The sequence below is a fragment of the Arthrobacter melezitosi genome (assembly GCF_054511055.1).
The window spans coordinates 34,299-50,947 of record NZ_JBTNDJ010000008.1 but is presented as its reverse complement, the minus strand read 5'-3'; the positions used below and the strand labels follow the sequence as shown (position 1 = coordinate 50,947).

Genomic DNA, 16,649 nt, shown 5'->3' with positions numbered 1-16,649 from the left:
CTACCCGAGGGCCACCTCGGAGCTAGTGGAAGAAGTGCCTTGCCCCGGTGAAGTACAGCGGGACACCGGCAGCCGCCGCGGCGTCGACGACCTCGGTGTCGCGCACCGACCCGCCGGGTGAGACGACGGCGCGCACTCCGGCGTCGAGCAGGATCTGCAGGCCGTCGGCAAAGGGGAAGAACGCGTCGGAGGCGGCCACGGCGCCGCGGGCGCGTTCGGCGCCCTCGCCGGCGAGGGTGTTGGCCCGCTCCACGGCCAGCCGGCAGGAGTCGAGGCGGTTGACCTGGCCCATGCCGACGCCCACGGAGGCACCGTCGGCGGCAAGCAGGATGGCGTTGGACTTCGCCGCCCGGCAGGCGCGCCAGGCGAAGGCAAGATCGGCAAGGGTGGCCTCGTCGGCGGGTTCACCGGCGGCCAGGGTCCAGTTGGCGGGGTCGTCGCCGCCGGCCTGGAGGGTGTCGGCCTGCTGCACGAGCACCCCGCCGGAGACCTGGCGCATCTCGACCGGGTCGCGCCGGTAGTCCGCCGGAAGGGCAAGGAGGCGGATGTTCTTCTTCTGCGAGAGAATCTCGACGGCCTCGGGCGCAAACGACGGGGCGATGACCACCTCGGTGAAGATGTCCTTCACGGCCTCGGCCATGCGGGCGCTCACCTCGCGGTTGGCGGCGATCACGCCGCCGAAGGCCGACACCGGGTCGCAGGCGTGCGCCTTCGCGTGGGCGTCGGCGATGGGGTCCTCTGCGCCGGCCGCAGCGACAGCCACGCCGCAGGGGTTGGCGTGCTTGATGATCGCCACGGCGGGCTCGGCGAAGTCGAAGGCGGCCCGCAGGGCGGCGTCGGCGTCGACGAAGTTGTTGTAGCTCATCGCCTTGCCGTGCAGCTGGGTGGCCTGGGCGATCCCGGGAGCCGCCGCCTTGTCCACATACAGGGCAGCCGGCTGGTGCGGGTTCTCCCCGTAGCGCAGCACCTCCGAGCGCTCGAGGGCCTGTCCGGCGTAGGCGGGCCAGGCATCGCCGTCGGCGGTGCCGTCACCGAACTGGGCCGCGGTCCACGCGGCCACCGCGGCGTCATACGCGGCGGTGTGCGCGAAGGCGGCGGCCGCCAGGCGGCGGCGGGCGGTGAGTTCGAACCCGCCGTCCGCCGCGGCGGCCACGACGTCACCGTACCGCGCGGGGTCGACGACGACGGCGACGGAGGGGTGGTTCTTCGCGGCGGAGCGGACCATGGCGGGGCCGCCGATGTCGATCTGCTCGACGACATCGTCGGGGGCCGCCCCGGAGCGGACCGTCTCGACGAAGGGGTAGAGGTTCACCACGACCAGGTCGAAGGCCTCGACGCCGAGCTCGGCGAGCTGGGCGGTGTGCTCCTCCCTGCGGCGGTCGGCGAGGATGCCGGCGTGGATCTTCGGGTGGAGGGTCTTGACCCGCCCGTCGAGGCACTCGGGGAACCCGGTGACCTCGGAGACCTCGGTGACGGGGACTCCGGCGGCGGCGATGCGGGCCGCCGTCGAGCCGGTGGAGACGAGGTCCACCCCCGCCGCGGAGAGGCCGCGGGCGAGTTCCTCCAAACCGGTCTTGTCGTACACCGAGATCAGGGCCCGGCGGATGGGGACACGGTCAGGATGGGTGGTGCTCACGCAGATCTCCGTCATGTTGCTGTGCGGGGGGTCACTCCAATTCTATAGGCGCACCGGGCAGGGCCGAGGACCCGAAGCCCGGGCAGGAAGTCCACCCCCCAAGGGTCGGACCCCGGACGGCTCCCGCCGTCCGGGGACCGCAGCGGAACCGCCGGCGGGACACCCCGGCCACGGGCGTCGGCGGGGCGGCCTGGAACGACGGCGTAGAATCGGAACTGCGCAGATTATGGTCATCAGGACTTTAACTCGCTCTTTCTGCGTTGCAGATCACCAGGGACACAGTTTCGGTGCCCCATGCGCGGCTGTAGAGCTTCGCAGTCACCCCGCCCGTTCAGGAAGGCACAGTGAGCACCTCAATTTCGTTACCCACCGGCGACCAGGTGGTCCAGGAGCTTCCCTGGCGGTGGCGCGTGCAGGGGAAGATCTTCCTCATCGGCGGCCTCGGCTTCATGTTCGACGCGTGGGACGTCACCCTCAACGGCTACCTCATCCCCCTGCTCTCCGCGGACTGGGGCCTGACCCCGGGCCAGGCGGCCTGGGTGGGCACCTCGAACCTGATCGGCATGGCCCTCGGGGCGTTCACCTGGGGCTCCATCGCCGACCTCATCGGCCGGCGGACGGCGTTCACCGCGACCCTGCTGATCTTCTCCATCTTCACGGTGCTCGGCGCCTTCTCCCCCGACATCGTGTGGTTCTCCATCTTCCGCTTCGCCGCCGGGTTCGGCCTCGGCGGCTGCATCCCGGTCGACTACGCCCTCGTCGGTGAATTCACCCCCCGCAAACACCGGGGCCGGGTGCTCACCGCCATGGACGCCTGGTGGCCGATCGGAGCCTTCCTCTGCGGGGTCGTTACCACGCTGCTCGTGGCCAGCTTCGGCGACTGGCGGTACGCCATGCTCGTGATGGTCCTGCCCGCCCTGCTGGTGTTCTGGGTGCGCCGCTCGGTCCCCGAATCCCCGCTGTACCTGGTGCAGAAGGGGCGGCGTGAGGAGGCCCGGAAGGTCATCGACTCCCTCATCGAGCGCACCGGCGGCGGGACGACCGAATGGCGCCTGCCCGAACCGGGCACGGCGGCGAAGCTGACCCTGGGCGGCCTCACCGGCCAGTTCTCCGGCATCTGGCGCTACAACTGGCGGCTGACCCTGACCGCGTGGTCGCTGTTCCTGACCATCCTGCTCGTGTACTACGGGGCGCTGACCTGGATGCCGAAGATCCTCATCGAGGCCGGGTACAAGCAGTCGGTCGCGTTCATCACCACGGCGGGTATGACCGGCATTGGACTGTTCGGCGTGATCGCCGCGGCCCTGCTGGTGGAGCGCGTCGGCCGCAAGTGGATCCTCGGGATCACCGGCCCGCTCTCGGCCGCCGTCCTCGTCATTTTCGCGCTCACCGTCGATGCACCCCTGGTGGCGACCCTGTGGCTCCTGGCCTTCGGGTTCCTGATCCAGGTCGCCATCCCGGTGCTCTACACCTACGTGTCGGAGCTCTACCCCACGGACCTGCGTGCGTCCGGCTTCGGCTGGGCCTCCACGGTCTCCCGCGTCGGGGCCGGGCTCGTGCCGCTGATCTTCGGGTCGCTGCTCTGGCCCTACCTCGGCCTGCCGTTGACCTTCGCGCTCACCGGCGCCCTGGTGCTCGTCGCGGTGCTCTGGATGGCGCGGAACGCCCCGGAGACCCGGGGCGCCGAGCTGCACTGAGCCGAGCTGCCCTGGGCCGGTCCGCCCGGACCGAATAAACCCGCGGGCCAAATGAAAGCCGGGGGCCTCCCGGCCCCCGGGCGTTCCGGCGCCGGGAGGCTACTCCGGCAGTTCGGCCTCCGGGGTTTCCTCGAGCGAGGTGATCTTCCAGGCCCCTTCGGCGTACTTCACGGCGGCGGTGTAGACCGTCCCGTCCGGGGTGAAGGGCCGGTGCTCAAGGACCTTCCCGTCGGCTCCGAAGGACGTGTACTCCCCCGGGTTGACCGGCAGAAGCGCGGTCACCTCGGCGGCGCCCTCAGGGGAGGTGACGAGGATGTTCTTCACCTTGGGCTGCCCGCCGAGGATCCACCCGCCGTCCTCGTACACCTCCGCGATGCGCCCGGCCCGGTCGGCCTCGGCGGCCGCGCCGTCGAGGTGTTCGAGGAGCACGCCCGTGTCCCCGGTCTGGAGGGCGTAGGCGGTGAGGTCGAAGTAGTGGAACAGGAAGGCCCGGGCGCCCTCGGCGGAGTTCTCCGTGGCGAGTTCATTGGATTCGGGCTGGCGGATGTTCGACGCCGGCGCGCTCGAGCTGGCGGGCGACGGCGCCGCGGACTCCGGCCCGGCGGCCGGCCCGGCTGCGGCGCCGCAGCCGCTCACGGCGAGGAGGGTGGCGGCGAGGACCGCGGTTCGAAGGAGGCTCATGGTGGATCCCAACCTGGAAGAACGGGGCACCCGCGCGCCCCGGGGCCTCGGATCGGCCCGGTCCACACTATCGGTGGCTTCGGGCAACAAGTGAGGAAGTCGGCCGGGATGTGACGGAGATCGCGCCGGAGCCGTGGGGCAGAGCTGGTTCAGAGCTGGGTCAGAGCCACTTCCGGCGGCGGAAGGCCCAGTAGAGGCCGGCGCCCATGGCGACCATCAGCAGCAGCGCGAAGGGGTAGCCAAGGGTCCAGTGCAGTTCCGGAATCACGTCGAAGTTCATCCCGTAGATCGAGGCGACGAGGGTCGGGGCAAAGAGGATCGCGGCCCAGGAGGAGATCCGCTTGACCTCCTCGTTCTGCGTCAGCGAGGTCTCGGTCAGCCGGGTCATCTCCTCGTTCTGCCGCTGCGCCACCAGGGTGGAGTGGACAGCCAGCAGGCTCTGCAGCAGGCTGCGGAACGTGTTGACCCGCTCCACGATGCGCAGCACGTGGTCGAGCACGTCGCGCAGCCGCCGGGCGAGCTCCCCCTCGCCCCGGAAGTCGCCCGAGCCGCGCTGCAGCGACTCGATGATGGTCTGGAGCGGCTGGGTGGCGCGCTGGAACTCGATGACCTCCCGGTGGAGCTCGTAGATCCGGCGTGAGACATCGGGGTCGCCGCCGAAGAGCTCGTTCTCGATCTCGTCGATGTCGTTTTCGAGCCCGTTCACCACCGGCAGGTACTCGTCGACCACCTCGTCGAGGATGGCGTAGAGGACCGCCTGCGGGCCCATCGCGAGCAGCTCGGGGCTGGCCTCCATCCGGTCCCGCACCGCGCCCAGGTCCGGCGACTCGGCGTGCCGGACGGTGACGACGAAGTCGGAGCCCGCGAAGACGTGGAGCTCGCCGAACTCCACCTTCTCCTCCCGGTCGAGGTAGCGGGCCGGGCGCAGCACCACGAAGAGGGTCTCGCCGTAGCGCTCGAGCTTCGCGCGCTGGTGGCCGTTGGCGGCGTCCTCGACGGCCAGTTCGTGCAGCCCGAACTCCTCGGCGACGGCCTGGATCTCGGCGCGGTCGGGGCGGTACAGGCCGATCCAGCCCATGCCGGCGGTCTCGCGCATCGCCTCGAAAGTCGAGTCGAGATTGCCCGGCTCGATCCTCCGCCTGCCGTTGACGTAGACGGCATTCGCGACAAGCGCGTTCACCGTGTGCTCCCCAGCGTCCGGAGGGTCTCGATCAGGAGCCGGCGCTCTTCGACCTTGATGCGTTCGTGCAGGCTCTCCTCGGTGTCGCCGGGCAGCACGGCCACCGGAGCCTGGGCGAGGATCGGACCAGTGTCCACGCCGGCGTCGGCGACCATCACGGTGCACCCGGTGACCTTGACGCCGTAGGCGAGCGCGTCGCGGACCCCATGGGCGCCGGGGAAGCTCGGCAGCAGCGCGGGGTGCGTGTTGAGGTAGCGGTTGGGGAAGCGGTCCAGGAAGCCCTGGTCGACGATCCTCATGAAGCCCGAGGACACCACGTAGTCGGGCTCGTAGGAGGCGACCGCCGCGCCGAGCGCGTCGTTCCATTCGGAGCGGTCCGGATAGGCGGCGAAGTCGACGACGAAGGTGGGGATCCCGGCCCGGGCCGCCCGTTCGACGCCGAACGTGCCCGGCCGGTCGGCGCCGACGGCGGCGATTTCGGCGTCGAGGCCGCCGGAGGCGACCGCGTCGATGACGGCCTGGAGATTGGACCCCGTGCCGGAGACCAGGAGAACGATGCGCATTGCTCCACTGTAGGGCGCGCGGTCGGCTCGGCGTAAACCGCAGCGGCTAGGGTTGAACCATGAACCAGCGGTCCGCACCTCCATCGAATGGCCCGTCGAAAGGCCCCTCCAACGGCCCGCACCGCGCCGTCTCCGGCCGGACCGCCCCGGGAGCGGATCCCGCCCCGGATGAGCGCGCCCGGGTCCTCTCCCAGTGGTTCCTGGTCACCCTCGTCACGGCGGTGGTCACGAGTTCGCTGGATCTGCCGTTCAAGGTGCTGGGCCTGGTGTTCAGCACTGCGGCGTTCGTCCTGGGCATCCTGGCCCTGGTGCGCGCCGTGCGGAGCAGGCTGGGCGGGTTCGTCCGCCTCACCGCCGCGGTGGGCGTGGGCATTGCCGGCTTCCTCGCCCTTTCGACGGCACTGCTGATTGCCCTGTGGCCGGTGACCGAGAACTACGAGGACTGCATCGACACCGCCCTGACCCTTGAGGCCGAGCGGGAGTGCCAGGACCGGCTGCTGACCCTCGACGGGCTGCTCCCGGGCTGAGTCAGGCGTCCCGCCGCTGCGGTTCCCGCTCCAGCAGGGGCGCCACCGCATAGCCGAGCACCGCGCCGAGCCCGACCTCGGCGCCGAGCCACAGGGCGACCGCAAGCGGGTCCGGGCCGAGGTCGGTCAGCCGGCCGATGCCCAGGGACGCCCTCGACAGCAGGGCCAGGGCAGCTCCGCCCAGGCCGGCCAGCAGGCCCACGAAAAGCCCGAGGCACACCGTCGAGACAATCGAGGTGAGCCAGCGGGCCGAAGTCTTAAGGCTCAGCCACTCGTCGAAGTGGTTCTCGCCCTCCCGGAAGAACCACCACCCGGCGAGCAGGCCGGCCACCACGGGCAGGGCCAGCGCGGCGAGGCCGTACTCGGGGGCCCCGGCCGGCAGCGCCCCGAGCACGGGCACCGCGGGCAGGGGGCCCACGGTGCTGGCCAGGGGCGTGAGTGAACTGCCGGCGCCGAGCGCGAACCCGGCCCCGGACGCCCAGGCGAGGGTCCACAGCACGAGGTTGGGCAGCAGGCCCAGCTGCCCGAGGGTCAGGGCCGTCGACCCGGCGATCCCGGCCTCGAGGCGTTCGTAGACGGTGATGACGTCGGCCCAGTGCAGCACCACCGCGGCGGCGAAGAGGACCGCCGACAGGCCGGTGGCGGCCACCACGCCGAGGAAGGCCGAGCGCACCACGGACCACGCGTAGGAGCCGGCCCACCGCGAGTGCTGGCTCGTCCGCGCGATCCACGAGGCGAGGTCGACGCCGATCAGGCGGCTCCACGCGCCGGCCTCCCGGTAGGCGCCGGTGACGATCCCGAGCCCGGCCGAGACGGGCGGGATCAGGGCACCGGCCACCAACGGGACGGTGACCTCGGCATTCGTGGAGAAGTAGGCGGCGGCGGCCCCCACCAGGGCGTAGATGCCAAGCGCCCCGAGGACCGCCTGCCACAGCTGGTCGGTGTAGGAGGCCCGGGCCAGGCGCCGTCCGGCCCGCCACGCGAGCAGGAACGGTACGAGCACCAGGCCGAGGGGCACGGCGTGCAGCAGGCCCGACGTCGTCCCGGCGATCACGGTGCCCGGCGGGAAGGTGAGCACCAGCGGCACCCCGTGCATGACCAGCCAGGCGTGGCCCGCCGACTGCGCCGCGGAGGCGGCATCCCGGTCGGCGAATCCCCCGGTCAGCCACACGGCGGCGATGGGGATGAGGACGAGGGCCGCGGAGATCAGGGCGGCCTGGCCGAGCTCGAACACCCCCTGCAGCCACAGGGGCATGGGAGGGGCGGTCGGTCTCCGGCGTGGAAGTTTCATCCCTTCAATGGTGCCACCGGCTCCGGGGTGGGCCGTCCACCGACGCGGCCGGGGCGCGGATGCGGGCTAGGCGAGCAGGTCGGCCAGGCCCTTGGCAGTGGCCAGCCCGGCCCCGAGGAAGGCGATGACGACGACGCCGATCCGGGCGTGGTCGTCCCGGATGAAGCGCCCGAGCTTCTCCCCGGCGAAGATGCCGCCGACGATAGTGATCCCGATGGCTCCCCACATCCAGGGGGCCAGGGCCGGGGCCTGGGCCGGGTCGAGGAAGAGCTTCACCGCGAGGGTCACGAGCCCGATGATGACGAAGAAGGGCTGGAGGGTCGCGGCGAAGGGCCGCTGCGGCCACCGCGCCAGGACGGCGTAGGCGCTGACCGCCGGTCCGCCCACCCCGGCCATCGAGTTGGTCAGCCCTGCGCCGAATCCGGCCAGCGCCTTGGGCACATTGCCGCGGACCACCACGTCGGAGCGCTGGAGGACCAGCGACACCGACAGCGCGACGAGCACGACGCCGCCCACGGTCACCGCCAGCGGTGCCGCCGGCGCGGCGACGGCGATGAGCGAGCCGGGGATCGAGCCGAAAAAGGAGGGAACGGTGAGCCAGCGGAACATGCTCCAGTCGATGTCGCGCCACACCCGTCCGACGATGATCGCCGAGGACACCACCCCGCAGATGTTCACCAGCAGCACCCCTTCGTGGGGGCCAAGGATCAGCACGAGGAACGGGGCGATCAGCAGGGCGAAGCCGAGACCGGCGATGCGCTGGGCCACGGCTCCTGCGAAGATCGCGCCGAGCACTATCGAGAAAATCCCAAGGGTCACCCTCCCCACAGTACGCAGGGAGGTGTTCCAACCGGTGCGCGCGCGCTGCCCGGGGGTACGCTGAGTGCATGACGTTGCTCACCACCGCCCTCGATACGGCGGACTGGCGGAAATCGGTTTTCAGCCTGTACGGGCAGGTGCGCCGCAGGACGGTCGAGGACTCTCCGGAGGCGGCCCACGCCCTGTGGCGGGCCGGCCGGAACCACCTCCTGGGCACCCACCCGGCCTCGCCCCTGGACGCCGCCGCGAAGGAGCGGTTCTCGGGGGTCGCCATGGCCGACTACGACCCGTCCTACCGGTTCGAGGCCGCCGTGAACGACGAGGGGGCCGGCGAGGTCCGCGACGTCGAGACGGGCACCGACGGCACGGTTCCCTTCCAACGCCTGGGCAGCGTGGTGCTGCCGGGCCTGGGCCAGCTCGCGCTGTGGCGGCTGAAGTCGTACGGCGGCGGGATCTTCCTTCCGCTGCGCGACACAACCGCCGGACGCGACGGCGGAACCTACGGGGCCGGCCGGTACCTGCTCGACACCATCAAGGGCGCCCACCTGGGCGAGGGCCGCCAGCCCGGCAGCCTCGTGATCGACCTCAACTTCTCCTACAACCCCTCGTGCGCCTACGACGAGGCGTGGGCGTGCCCGCTGCCGGGACCGGAGAACCGGCTCGACGCCGACGTTCCCGTCGGAGAGCTCTACCGCACGTACTAACGCGCTCCGCGCCCGGGCACCGGTCCGGACCTGTGCCTTCAGGAGCAGCCCCCGCAGGCCCTATCATGGGAGTTTCGACACCCAACCGCGCGGAGGCAACGATTACGGACACGGCTGCACAACACGACATCTATTTCGGCGCTCCCGAACCGGAGAACGAAGCTGAGATTCTCGAGTCCGCCTCCCGTGCGGCAGTCGCCCGATTCACTGACCGCTCCGACATCACCACCGTCAAGCGGCGCTTCACCCTGATCAACTCCGACCGCACCCCGCACGAGGCCATGGTCGAGGACCTGCTGTTCATCCGTGCCGCCCTCGATGCCGCCGGCATCCAGTTCCTGCTGGTGCGCGGCAATGACGAACGCCCCGTCATCGCCATCGACGTCAAGGACCAGGAGCGGCTGCGCGCGGCCCTGGTGGAGGCGTGCCGCAACGAACCCTTTTATTCACGCACCGTTGACACCAAGCGCCGCACCACCCTGCTGGTCGCGGACGGGTCCCTGTCGCACAGCCGCAAGGCCCGCATCTACCGGCTGTTCCGCCCCCGCATCGAACCGATCGGCGGGCTGGCCTACGGGCCCTCCGCCGGCGTGCAGATCGAACTGTGGACACTTCACGCCGACAACATCGAACTCCCGGTGGAGAACTCGCTGACCCGCCGCACGGTGCCTGCGGCCGAGGCGGTGCGCGGTTCCGTTGAGCGCCACGGCCTGAAGTGGCCCACCATCGACAATATGTTCGCCGACCACGCCTCGGACATCGGCTTCGACATCGACCTCGTCTTCTCCTGGGTCGACGGCAGCAGCCCGGAGTTCCAGGCGGCGCGCGCCGCGCGGATGAAGGGTGCCGTCGTCGGTGAAGGCGACGATCACGAGGCGCGCTTCCGCCAGATCGACGAACTGAAGTACGCGCTGCGGTCGGTGTACATGTTCGCCCCCTGGGTGCGCCGGGTCTTCATCGCCACCGATTCGGCGCGCCCCGAATGGCTTGCCGAGCACCCCTCGGTGACCCTCGTGCGCGCCGAGGAGCACTTCCTCGACCCGTCGGTGCTGCCGACCCACAATTCGCAGGCCGTCGAGGCCCAGCTCCAGCACATTCCGGGCCTGGCGGAGCACTTCCTGTACTCCAACGACGACATGTTCTTCGGCCGCCCCGTGGCACCCGACATGTTCTTCTCCCCCGGGGGCATCACCAAGTTCATCGAGGCCGACACCCGGATCGGCCTGGGCGAGAACGACGCCGAACGCAGCGGCTTCGAGAACGCGGCGCGCGTTAACCGCCGGCTGCTGCACGAGCGGTTCGGCAGGATCACCACCCGGCACCTCGAGCACACCGCGGCTCCGCTGCGCAGGAGCGTGCTGCTGGAGATGGAGCAGGAGTTCGCCGCGGAGTTCAAGGCGACCGCCGCCTCGACCTTCCGGGCCAAGGACAATATCTCGGTCACCAACTCGCTCTACCACTACTACTCGCTGCTGACGGGGCGGGCGGTCACCCAGGAGCTGGCGCGGGTGAAGTACGTCGACACCACGGCGCGGTCGGGGCTGAAGATCCTCAACAAGATGCTCGACAAGCGCAGCTTCGACTTCTTCTGCCTCAATGACGGCAGCTTCCCCGAGGTGCCCGCCGACGAACGAGCCCGGCTCGTCACGGAGTTCCTCGAGAAGTACTTCCCCGTCAAGGCCCCCTGGGAGAAGTAGCCACCGGCTCCCGGGTGCGTGCCAGACTGGCTCCATGCAGACGTTCCTGCCGTACCCGGACTTCGCCGCCAGCGCCGCCGTCCTCGACCAGGCACGGCTCGGCAAGCAGCGCGTCGAGACGCTGCAGGCGCTGCGCGCCCTGGTCATCCCGGACTACGGGTGGCGCCGGCATCCGGCGATCCGCATGTGGATGGGGTACGTGCCGGCACTGAGCGTGTACGGCCTGGCGATGGTCCGGGAGTGGGTCTCGCGCGGGCACGCCGACACGACCGGCCCGCTGATCCGGGAGTTCGCCCCGGACGCCGAGCCGGACGCCGTCGCCCTGCCGCCGTGGCTCGGCGACCCCGGAGTACACCTGAGCCACCAGTCGAACCTGATCCAGAAGGCACCGGAAATCTACCGGGACCGCTTCCCCGGCGTGCCGGAGGACCTGCCCTACCTGTGGCCGGAGCCCGAACGCGAGATCCTGCCCAGCGAGCCCGCCGACGGCCGGGTGTGGATCTGGCGGACCGATGCCGGCCCCGACGCCGTGTCCGTCGGGGAGCCCCGCGCGGCCCTGCGGATGCCGCTGGAGGCGCCCGGCGGCAGGCCCGCCCCGAAGTGGGACCGCCAGCTGGCGGTCTTCGAGCACGGCATCGCCGACGGCGACACCGTCGTGCTGGCCGGACCGGACCCGGAGCGGTTCAGCACCGGCACCGCGGGGCCGGTGCTGCTGGCGGAGGATGCCCTCATCCGCGGCGTCGCCCTGGACGGGTGGGTGGGCCGCGGCGGCTTCGACCGGCCGGCCCTGCTGCAGGATCCGCGCACCCTGTTCTGCGTGCCGCGGCCTCCGGCGCTGGCCCCGGGACCGGGCGGGGAGCCCGGGCGCGCCCGCTAGACCCCGGTGAACTGGCGGGCCGGAGCCGCCTCGGCGATCCGAACCCCCGCCGCCTCGAGGCGCCGCCGGGTCTCGGCGCGGGGAACCGTCTCCCCCACCGCCGCGTACTGCCCGGCCGGCACCACCGAGTGCACGATCGTGTCCTCGTAGACGTGGACCATATTGTAGGACTGGGCGCCGTCGCGGCCCCGGGTTCCCCCGCCGTCGTACTGCAGGTCCTGGGTGTAGCAGGTGGCCGAGGCGACCGAGACGGGCACCCCGGCGAAGGTCGCTGTCGTCGAGTAGTGGAGGTGCCCGGCGATGACGGCCCGGATGTCGGAGCCGCGCACGACGTCGGCGAGCTGGCGCTGGCCGCGCAGCTCGACCAGGACGGCGAGGTCCTGGACGCTGGGCACCGGCGGGTGGTGCAGGGCGAGGATCGTCCCGTGCGGTGCCGGAGTGAGCAGTTCGTTGGCCAGCCACATCAGCTGGCTCCGGCTGAGCGCGCCGTGGTGGTGGCCCGGCACCGTCGAGTCGAGGGTGATGATCCGCAGCCCGTCGAGGTCGTAGGAACAGTCCACGGGAGCGGTCCCGGGGGCTTCGTCGAGCAGGCCCGAGCGGAAGGCCGCCCGGTCGTCGTGGTTGCCCATCGCCCACACCACCCGGGCCCCGAGGCGCTCGGCGGCCGGATCCACGATGGCGCGCAGCTTCGCGTAGGCGCCGGGTTCGCCCTTGTCGGCGAGGTCGCCCGTGAACACGATGGCGTCGGGGCGGGCACCCGAGGCGGAGATGTCAGCGAAGATCCGGCGCAGCCTCTCTTCGCTGTCCACCGCCCCGTAGAGGGGTCCCGGACCGCCCACCAGGTGGGTGTCGCTCAGATGCAGGATGAAATGCTGCGGCCTCGCATGTTCGGCCGTCCGGTACTCCATGGCAACCTTCTTGGTAGTTGACTGCGTCGTACAACCCAATTGCCTTCCATCAAAGCAGAGCCCGGCCGTCCATGAAGTGAATTCGGCGCGGCAAGTCGGAAAAGTTAAAGTGCGCCCGACCTGCGCCCCGGTTCGGCCCCTCCCCCGTTCAGCCCTTCCCCGGCTCGGAGATGAAGCCCTTCTCGACCATGAAGTCGAAGGCGACATCGGCCGGTTCCTGCCCCTTCACGTCCACCAGCAGGTTCATCCGCCGCAGCTCCTCGTCGGTGAGCTCCTTGGCGACCTGCGCGAACACGTCTTCAAGGCCGGGGTGCCGCTCGAGGACCTCGGTGCTGAAGACGGGGGCCGCGTTGTAGGCGGGGAAGAAGTTGAGGTCGTCCTCCAGGATGGTGAGGTCGAGTGCGTCGATGCGGCCATCGGTCGAGAACACCTCGCCGAAGTTGCAGTCGCCGCTGTCGGTTGCCGAGTACACGGCCCCGGTGTCGTAGACCCCGATGTTCGCATCCGGCACGCCGTCGGGAGCGCCGCGGGTCAGGCCGTAGTGCTCGAGCATGGGGTTCAGCCCGTCGGTGCGCGAGTTGAACTCAGACTCGACGCAGAAGGTGCGCTCGGAGACGGGCAGTTCGGCGATCTGCGAGAGCTTCGTGATGCCGCCGAGTTCCTTGGCGGCCTCGGAGCGCACCGCGAGCGCGTAGGTGTTGTTCAGCGGAGCCGGCCGCCCCCAGGAGAGGGAGTTGGCGAGGTCGGCGTCATGGACCGCCTGCCACTGTTCCTCCTTGTCGGGAATGCCGGCCGGCTGGTTGAGGAAGGTCAGCCACGCGGTGCCCGTGTATTCGATCGTCAGGTCGGCGTCTCCGGAGACGAGCAGTTCGCGCACGGGCTGGCTGCCGGGCACATTGGTGAGGTCGGTGACCTCGAAGCCCGCCGCGGAGGCCGCGAGCACCGCGATCTTCCCCAGAATCAGTTGCTCGGTGAAGTTCTTTGAGGTGACGGTCAGCGGCGCCCCTTCGGCGCCCTCGAGGGCCCGAATCGAGCCGGAGCCCGCTTCGGGGACGTAGGAGGTGGCGGGCTGCAGGCCGCAGCCGGCCAGCAGCACCGCCGAGGCGGCGAGGAGTGCGGGCAGCCTTCCCCGCCGTCCGGCGGGGACGGGAAGGTTCTGCGGGGTCATTGTCAGAGTCCTTTCGGGCGGGCCACGTGCTCCACGACGCGGCCGGCCCAGTCGACGAGCAGGGCAAGGAGCGCCACGATCACCGAACCCGCCACGAGTACGCGCGGCAGGTTGAGGTTGACGCCGGTGGTGATGAGGATCCCGAGGCCGCCGCCGTTGACGAAGGTGGCGAGGGCTGCCGTGCCGACGAGGAGGACCAGTGCCGTGCGGATGCCCGCGAGCATGATGGGGACGGCAAGGGGAAGCTCGACCCGCAGCAGCACGGCGAGGGCGCTCATGCCCATCCCCCGGCCGGCCTCCACCAGCCGCTGGTCGACCTGGTTCAGGCCGACCATGGTGTTGCGCAGCACCGGCAGGGCGGCGTAGAGCACCAGCGCGGCGACGGCGGCCCAGAAGCCGAAGCCGAGCCAGAACGCCAGGAGCACCACGAGCCCGACGGCCGGGGCCGCCTGGCCGAAGTTGGCCAGGGCCAGCACCGGAGTGTTGAACCGGCGCATGCCGCTGCGGGTCAGGAGGATGCCCAGCGGGATGGCGACCAGCAGCACGATCAGGGCCGAGAGTCCGGCCAGGGCCAGGTGCTCCCGGGTGTACCCGGCGAGGGATGACGGGCTCAGGGTCGTGCGTTCGGCGCCGGTCAGGTCGGCCATGGCCAGCCAGAGGGCCAGGACGACGCCGGCCAGGACGATCCCGGCGAGCTGAAGCAGCAGCGGACGCCACGACAGCGGCGCGGCGTCGGCCCGGATGGCCGCTTCCTGCCCGGCCGGGACCCCGGTCGATGTCGACTCACTCACCGGAGCCTCCCGGTCCGGCCAGTCCTACCGCCGCCTGCCCGGGGGCGCCGGTGGCCTGCACCGCCTCGAGCGTGCCGGTGTTCACTCCGACCGGGCGGCCCTTGGCGTGGGCAGTGCGGGCGTGCCGGTGGGCCCGTCCGATGGCGTCCATGACGGTGTCGACGTCGATCACGCCGCGGAACGAGTCGCGCGGACCGGTGACCAGCGCCGCCCCCACGCTCGAGACGAGCATCGTATCGAGCGCGTCGTTGAGGGTGGCCCGGTCGCCCACCACGGGCAGCCGGGGGTCGCGCGCGGCGCCGACCCGCTCGAGCCGGCTCAGCTGCCGGCGCGAGAGCCACTGCAGCGGGCGGTTCCGGGCATCGACGATGACCGCATGGTTGTGGTCAACGGCGTCCATGCGCGAGAGCACATCGGTGGCGAGGTCCCCGGGGCGGGCCACGACCGCGTCCGCCAGGTCGACCTCGTTGACGCGGGTCAGGGTCAGCTGCTTGAGGCCCGCACCCGAGCCGATGAAGTTCTCGACGAACTCGTTGGCGGGTTCGGCGAGGATCCGTTCGGGGGTGTCGTACTGGACCAGCTGGGCGCCTTCGTCGAAGATCGCGATCCAGTCGCCGAGCTTCACCGCCTCGTCGAAGTCGTGGGTGACGCAGACGATCGTCTTCTGCAGCTCGCCCTGGATGTTGAGCAGTTCGTCCTGGAGGCGCTGGCGCGTGATGGGGTCCACCGCTCCGAACGGTTCGTCCATGAGCAGCACGGGCGGATCGGCGGCAAGGGCGCGGGCCACCCCGACGCGCTGCTGCTGCCCGCCGGAGAGTTCGCGGGGGAACCGGTCCCGGTAGCGGTCCGGGTCGAGGGAGACGAGTTCGAGCAGTTCATCGACGCGCTCGGCGATGCGCTCCTTGCTCCAGCCGAGCATCTTGGGCACGAGGCCGATGTTGGCGGCGACGCTCATGTGGGGGAACAGTCCCCCGGCCTGGATGACGTATCCGATGCGCCGGCGCAGGGAGTCCCCGTCGATCCGGGTGACGTCGTCGCCGTCGAGGACGATCCTGCCCTCGGAGGGCTCGATCAGCCGGTTGATCATCTTCAGGGTCGTGGTCTTGCCGCAGCCCGAGGGACCGACGAACATCACGATCTTCCCCGCCGGGATCTCCAGGGTGAGACCGTCCACCGCGGGCTTCGCCTGGCCGGGATAGCGCTTGGTGACGGTGTCCAGGAGGATGCTGGCACCGGTGATCGGGGGCGCCGCAGCTCCGGCGGCCGGGGAGGAGGAAAGGGTTTCAGACACGGATACCTCGCGGGGTTGTAAGCCGGCCCAGGCCGACGAGAAGCAGGTCAAGGACAAAGGCAAGAACGATGACGCAGAAGACGCCGGTGGCGACCGACTCGAACGAGTTCGCACCGCCGAGGCGGGAGAGCCCGGAGAAGATCAGGCCGCCGAGTCCGGGGCCGAGCGCGTAGGCGGTGATCGCGGCGATTCCCATCACCATCTGCGCCGAGACGCGGATCCCGGTGAGGATGACCGGCCACGCCATGGGGAGCTCGATCCGGAGCAGCGTGCGGAACCGGCCCATGCCGATGCCGCGTGCCGCCTCAACGAGGGACTGGTCGATGCCGGTGAGGCCGACGATGGCGTTGCGCAGGATCGGCAGCGCGGCGTAGAACGCTACGACGATCACCGCAGGGGCCACGCCGAACCCGAGGGGGGCGATCAGCAGACCGATCAGGGCGAACGCCGGAACCGTCAGCCCGACCGCCGAGACGCCGTTGGCCAGGGCCGAGAGCGTGGCGTTTCGGTACACGAGCACCGCGAGGACGACGGCGGCCACCGCCGCGAGCAGCAGGCACTGCACCACGAGGGAGAAGTGCTGCCAGCTCGAGAAGAGGACCGAGTCGATCCTTTCGACGAGAAAATCGATCACATTCATACCCTTTTCACCTTGGGAGAACTGCCCGCAGCGGGAAACTTCGGGCGAAAACCAGGCCGCTTTATCGGTGAACGGCGGCCTCTACCTTAGGCAGACTTCCGCGAAGTTGCCATTTCACCAGCCGTCCCAGGGGCCCCTCCAGTCATCGCCGGCGCTCCTCCGCAGCGGTCCGCGCCGGG

At 70.7% G+C, this 16,649-nt stretch carries 16 protein-coding genes; 5 read left to right on the top strand and 11 right to left on the bottom strand.

The features are described from left to right. Positions 1–22 precede the first annotated feature (22 nt). Positions 23–1,651, bottom strand: a complete 1,629-nt coding sequence (gene purH / locus ACX80W_RS10445; RefSeq protein WP_459282980.1) for a bifunctional phosphoribosylaminoimidazolecarboxamide formyltransferase/IMP cyclohydrolase — start codon at positions 1,649–1,651, stop codon at positions 23–25. A 329-nt stretch (positions 1,652–1,980) separates the two neighbouring features. Here purH and ACX80W_RS10440 point away from each other — a divergent pair, with 329 nt between their 5' ends. Further along, positions 1,981–3,333 (top strand): MFS transporter, encoded by a 1,353-nt coding sequence (locus ACX80W_RS10440; protein WP_459282978.1) that lies wholly within the window; start codon positions 1,981–1,983, stop codon positions 3,331–3,333. Positions 3,334–3,432: 99 nt separating this feature from the next. Here the strand turns inward: ACX80W_RS10440 and ACX80W_RS10435 are convergent, their stop codons facing one another. The 3 genes from ACX80W_RS10435 to purN all read right to left on the bottom strand — a co-directional run bounded on the left by ACX80W_RS10435 (position 3,433) and on the right by purN (position 5,757). Next, on the bottom strand, positions 3,433–4,014 hold the full coding sequence (locus ACX80W_RS10435; RefSeq protein WP_459282976.1) for a DUF6318 family protein: 582 nt from the start codon (positions 4,012–4,014) through the stop codon (positions 3,433–3,435). A gap of 160 nt (positions 4,015–4,174) precedes the next feature. Then, a complete protein-coding gene (locus ACX80W_RS10430; protein WP_459282974.1) occupies positions 4,175–5,194 on the bottom strand; it encodes a magnesium and cobalt transport protein CorA in 1,020 nt (339 codons plus the stop codon). Then, positions 5,191–5,757: a phosphoribosylglycinamide formyltransferase gene (gene purN, locus ACX80W_RS10425; protein ID WP_459282972.1), complete on the bottom strand. Its 567-nt coding sequence runs from the start codon at positions 5,755–5,757 to the stop codon at positions 5,191–5,193. The genes ACX80W_RS10430 and purN overlap by 4 nt, the downstream gene beginning before the upstream one ends. Before the next feature lie 59 nt (positions 5,758–5,816). Here purN and ACX80W_RS10420 point away from each other — a divergent pair, with 59 nt between their 5' ends. Then, complete coding sequence (locus ACX80W_RS10420; RefSeq protein WP_459282970.1) at positions 5,817–6,284, top strand: hypothetical protein; 468 nt, start codon at positions 5,817–5,819, stop codon at positions 6,282–6,284. A 1-nt stretch (position 6,285) separates the two neighbouring features. Here ACX80W_RS10420 and ACX80W_RS10415 read toward each other — a convergent pair whose 3' ends face one another. Both ACX80W_RS10415 and ACX80W_RS10410 read right to left on the bottom strand, forming a co-directional pair. Beyond that, entirely contained in the window at positions 6,286–7,575 is a 1,290-nt protein-coding gene (locus ACX80W_RS10415) for a cell division protein PerM (protein ID WP_459282968.1), read from the bottom strand. A gap of 66 nt (positions 7,576–7,641) precedes the next feature. Beyond that, complete coding sequence (locus ACX80W_RS10410; RefSeq protein WP_459282966.1) at positions 7,642–8,394, bottom strand: sulfite exporter TauE/SafE family protein; 753 nt, start codon at positions 8,392–8,394, stop codon at positions 7,642–7,644. Between the two features lie 68 nt (positions 8,395–8,462). On the opposite strand from ACX80W_RS10410, the gene ACX80W_RS10405 reads away from it, so the two are divergent. The 3 genes from ACX80W_RS10405 to ACX80W_RS10395 all read left to right on the top strand — a co-directional run bounded on the left by ACX80W_RS10405 (position 8,463) and on the right by ACX80W_RS10395 (position 11,672). Beyond that, the gene (locus ACX80W_RS10405; protein ID WP_459282964.1) at positions 8,463–9,098 is read left to right on the top strand and encodes a DUF1684 domain-containing protein; all 636 of its coding nucleotides are present in this window, start codon (positions 8,463–8,465) and stop codon (positions 9,096–9,098) included. Positions 9,099–9,163: 65 nt separating this feature from the next. Then, the gene (locus ACX80W_RS10400; protein WP_459282962.1) at positions 9,164–10,795 is read left to right on the top strand and encodes a stealth family protein; all 1,632 of its coding nucleotides are present in this window, start codon (positions 9,164–9,166) and stop codon (positions 10,793–10,795) included. Positions 10,796–10,829: 34 nt separating this feature from the next. After that, complete coding sequence (locus tag ACX80W_RS10395; protein WP_459282960.1) at positions 10,830–11,672, top strand: MSMEG_6728 family protein; 843 nt, start codon at positions 10,830–10,832, stop codon at positions 11,670–11,672. Here ACX80W_RS10395 and ACX80W_RS10390 read toward each other — a convergent pair. From ACX80W_RS10390 to ACX80W_RS10370, 5 genes are all read right to left on the bottom strand, one after another. Continuing rightward, positions 11,669–12,580: a phosphodiesterase gene (locus ACX80W_RS10390; protein WP_459282958.1), complete on the bottom strand. Its 912-nt coding sequence runs from the start codon at positions 12,578–12,580 to the stop codon at positions 11,669–11,671. The genes ACX80W_RS10395 and ACX80W_RS10390 overlap by 4 nt on opposite strands. 148 nt (positions 12,581–12,728) lie before the next feature. After that, positions 12,729–13,748: a glycine betaine ABC transporter substrate-binding protein gene (locus ACX80W_RS10385; protein WP_459282956.1), complete on the bottom strand. Its 1,020-nt coding sequence runs from the start codon at positions 13,746–13,748 to the stop codon at positions 12,729–12,731. Between the two features lie 2 nt (positions 13,749–13,750). Continuing rightward, on the bottom strand, positions 13,751–14,539 hold the full coding sequence (locus ACX80W_RS10380; RefSeq protein WP_459282954.1) for an ABC transporter permease: 789 nt from the start codon (positions 14,537–14,539) through the stop codon (positions 13,751–13,753). Next, positions 14,532–15,830 (bottom strand): ABC transporter ATP-binding protein, encoded by a 1,299-nt coding sequence (locus ACX80W_RS10375; protein WP_459282952.1) that lies wholly within the window; start codon positions 15,828–15,830, stop codon positions 14,532–14,534. Before ACX80W_RS10375 ends, ACX80W_RS10380 begins: the two co-directional genes overlap by 8 nt. Continuing rightward, entirely contained in the window at positions 15,823–16,464 is a 642-nt protein-coding gene (locus ACX80W_RS10370) for an ABC transporter permease (RefSeq protein WP_459282950.1), read from the bottom strand. The genes ACX80W_RS10375 and ACX80W_RS10370 overlap by 8 nt, the downstream gene beginning before the upstream one ends. Between the last annotated feature and the right edge of the window lie 185 nt (positions 16,465–16,649).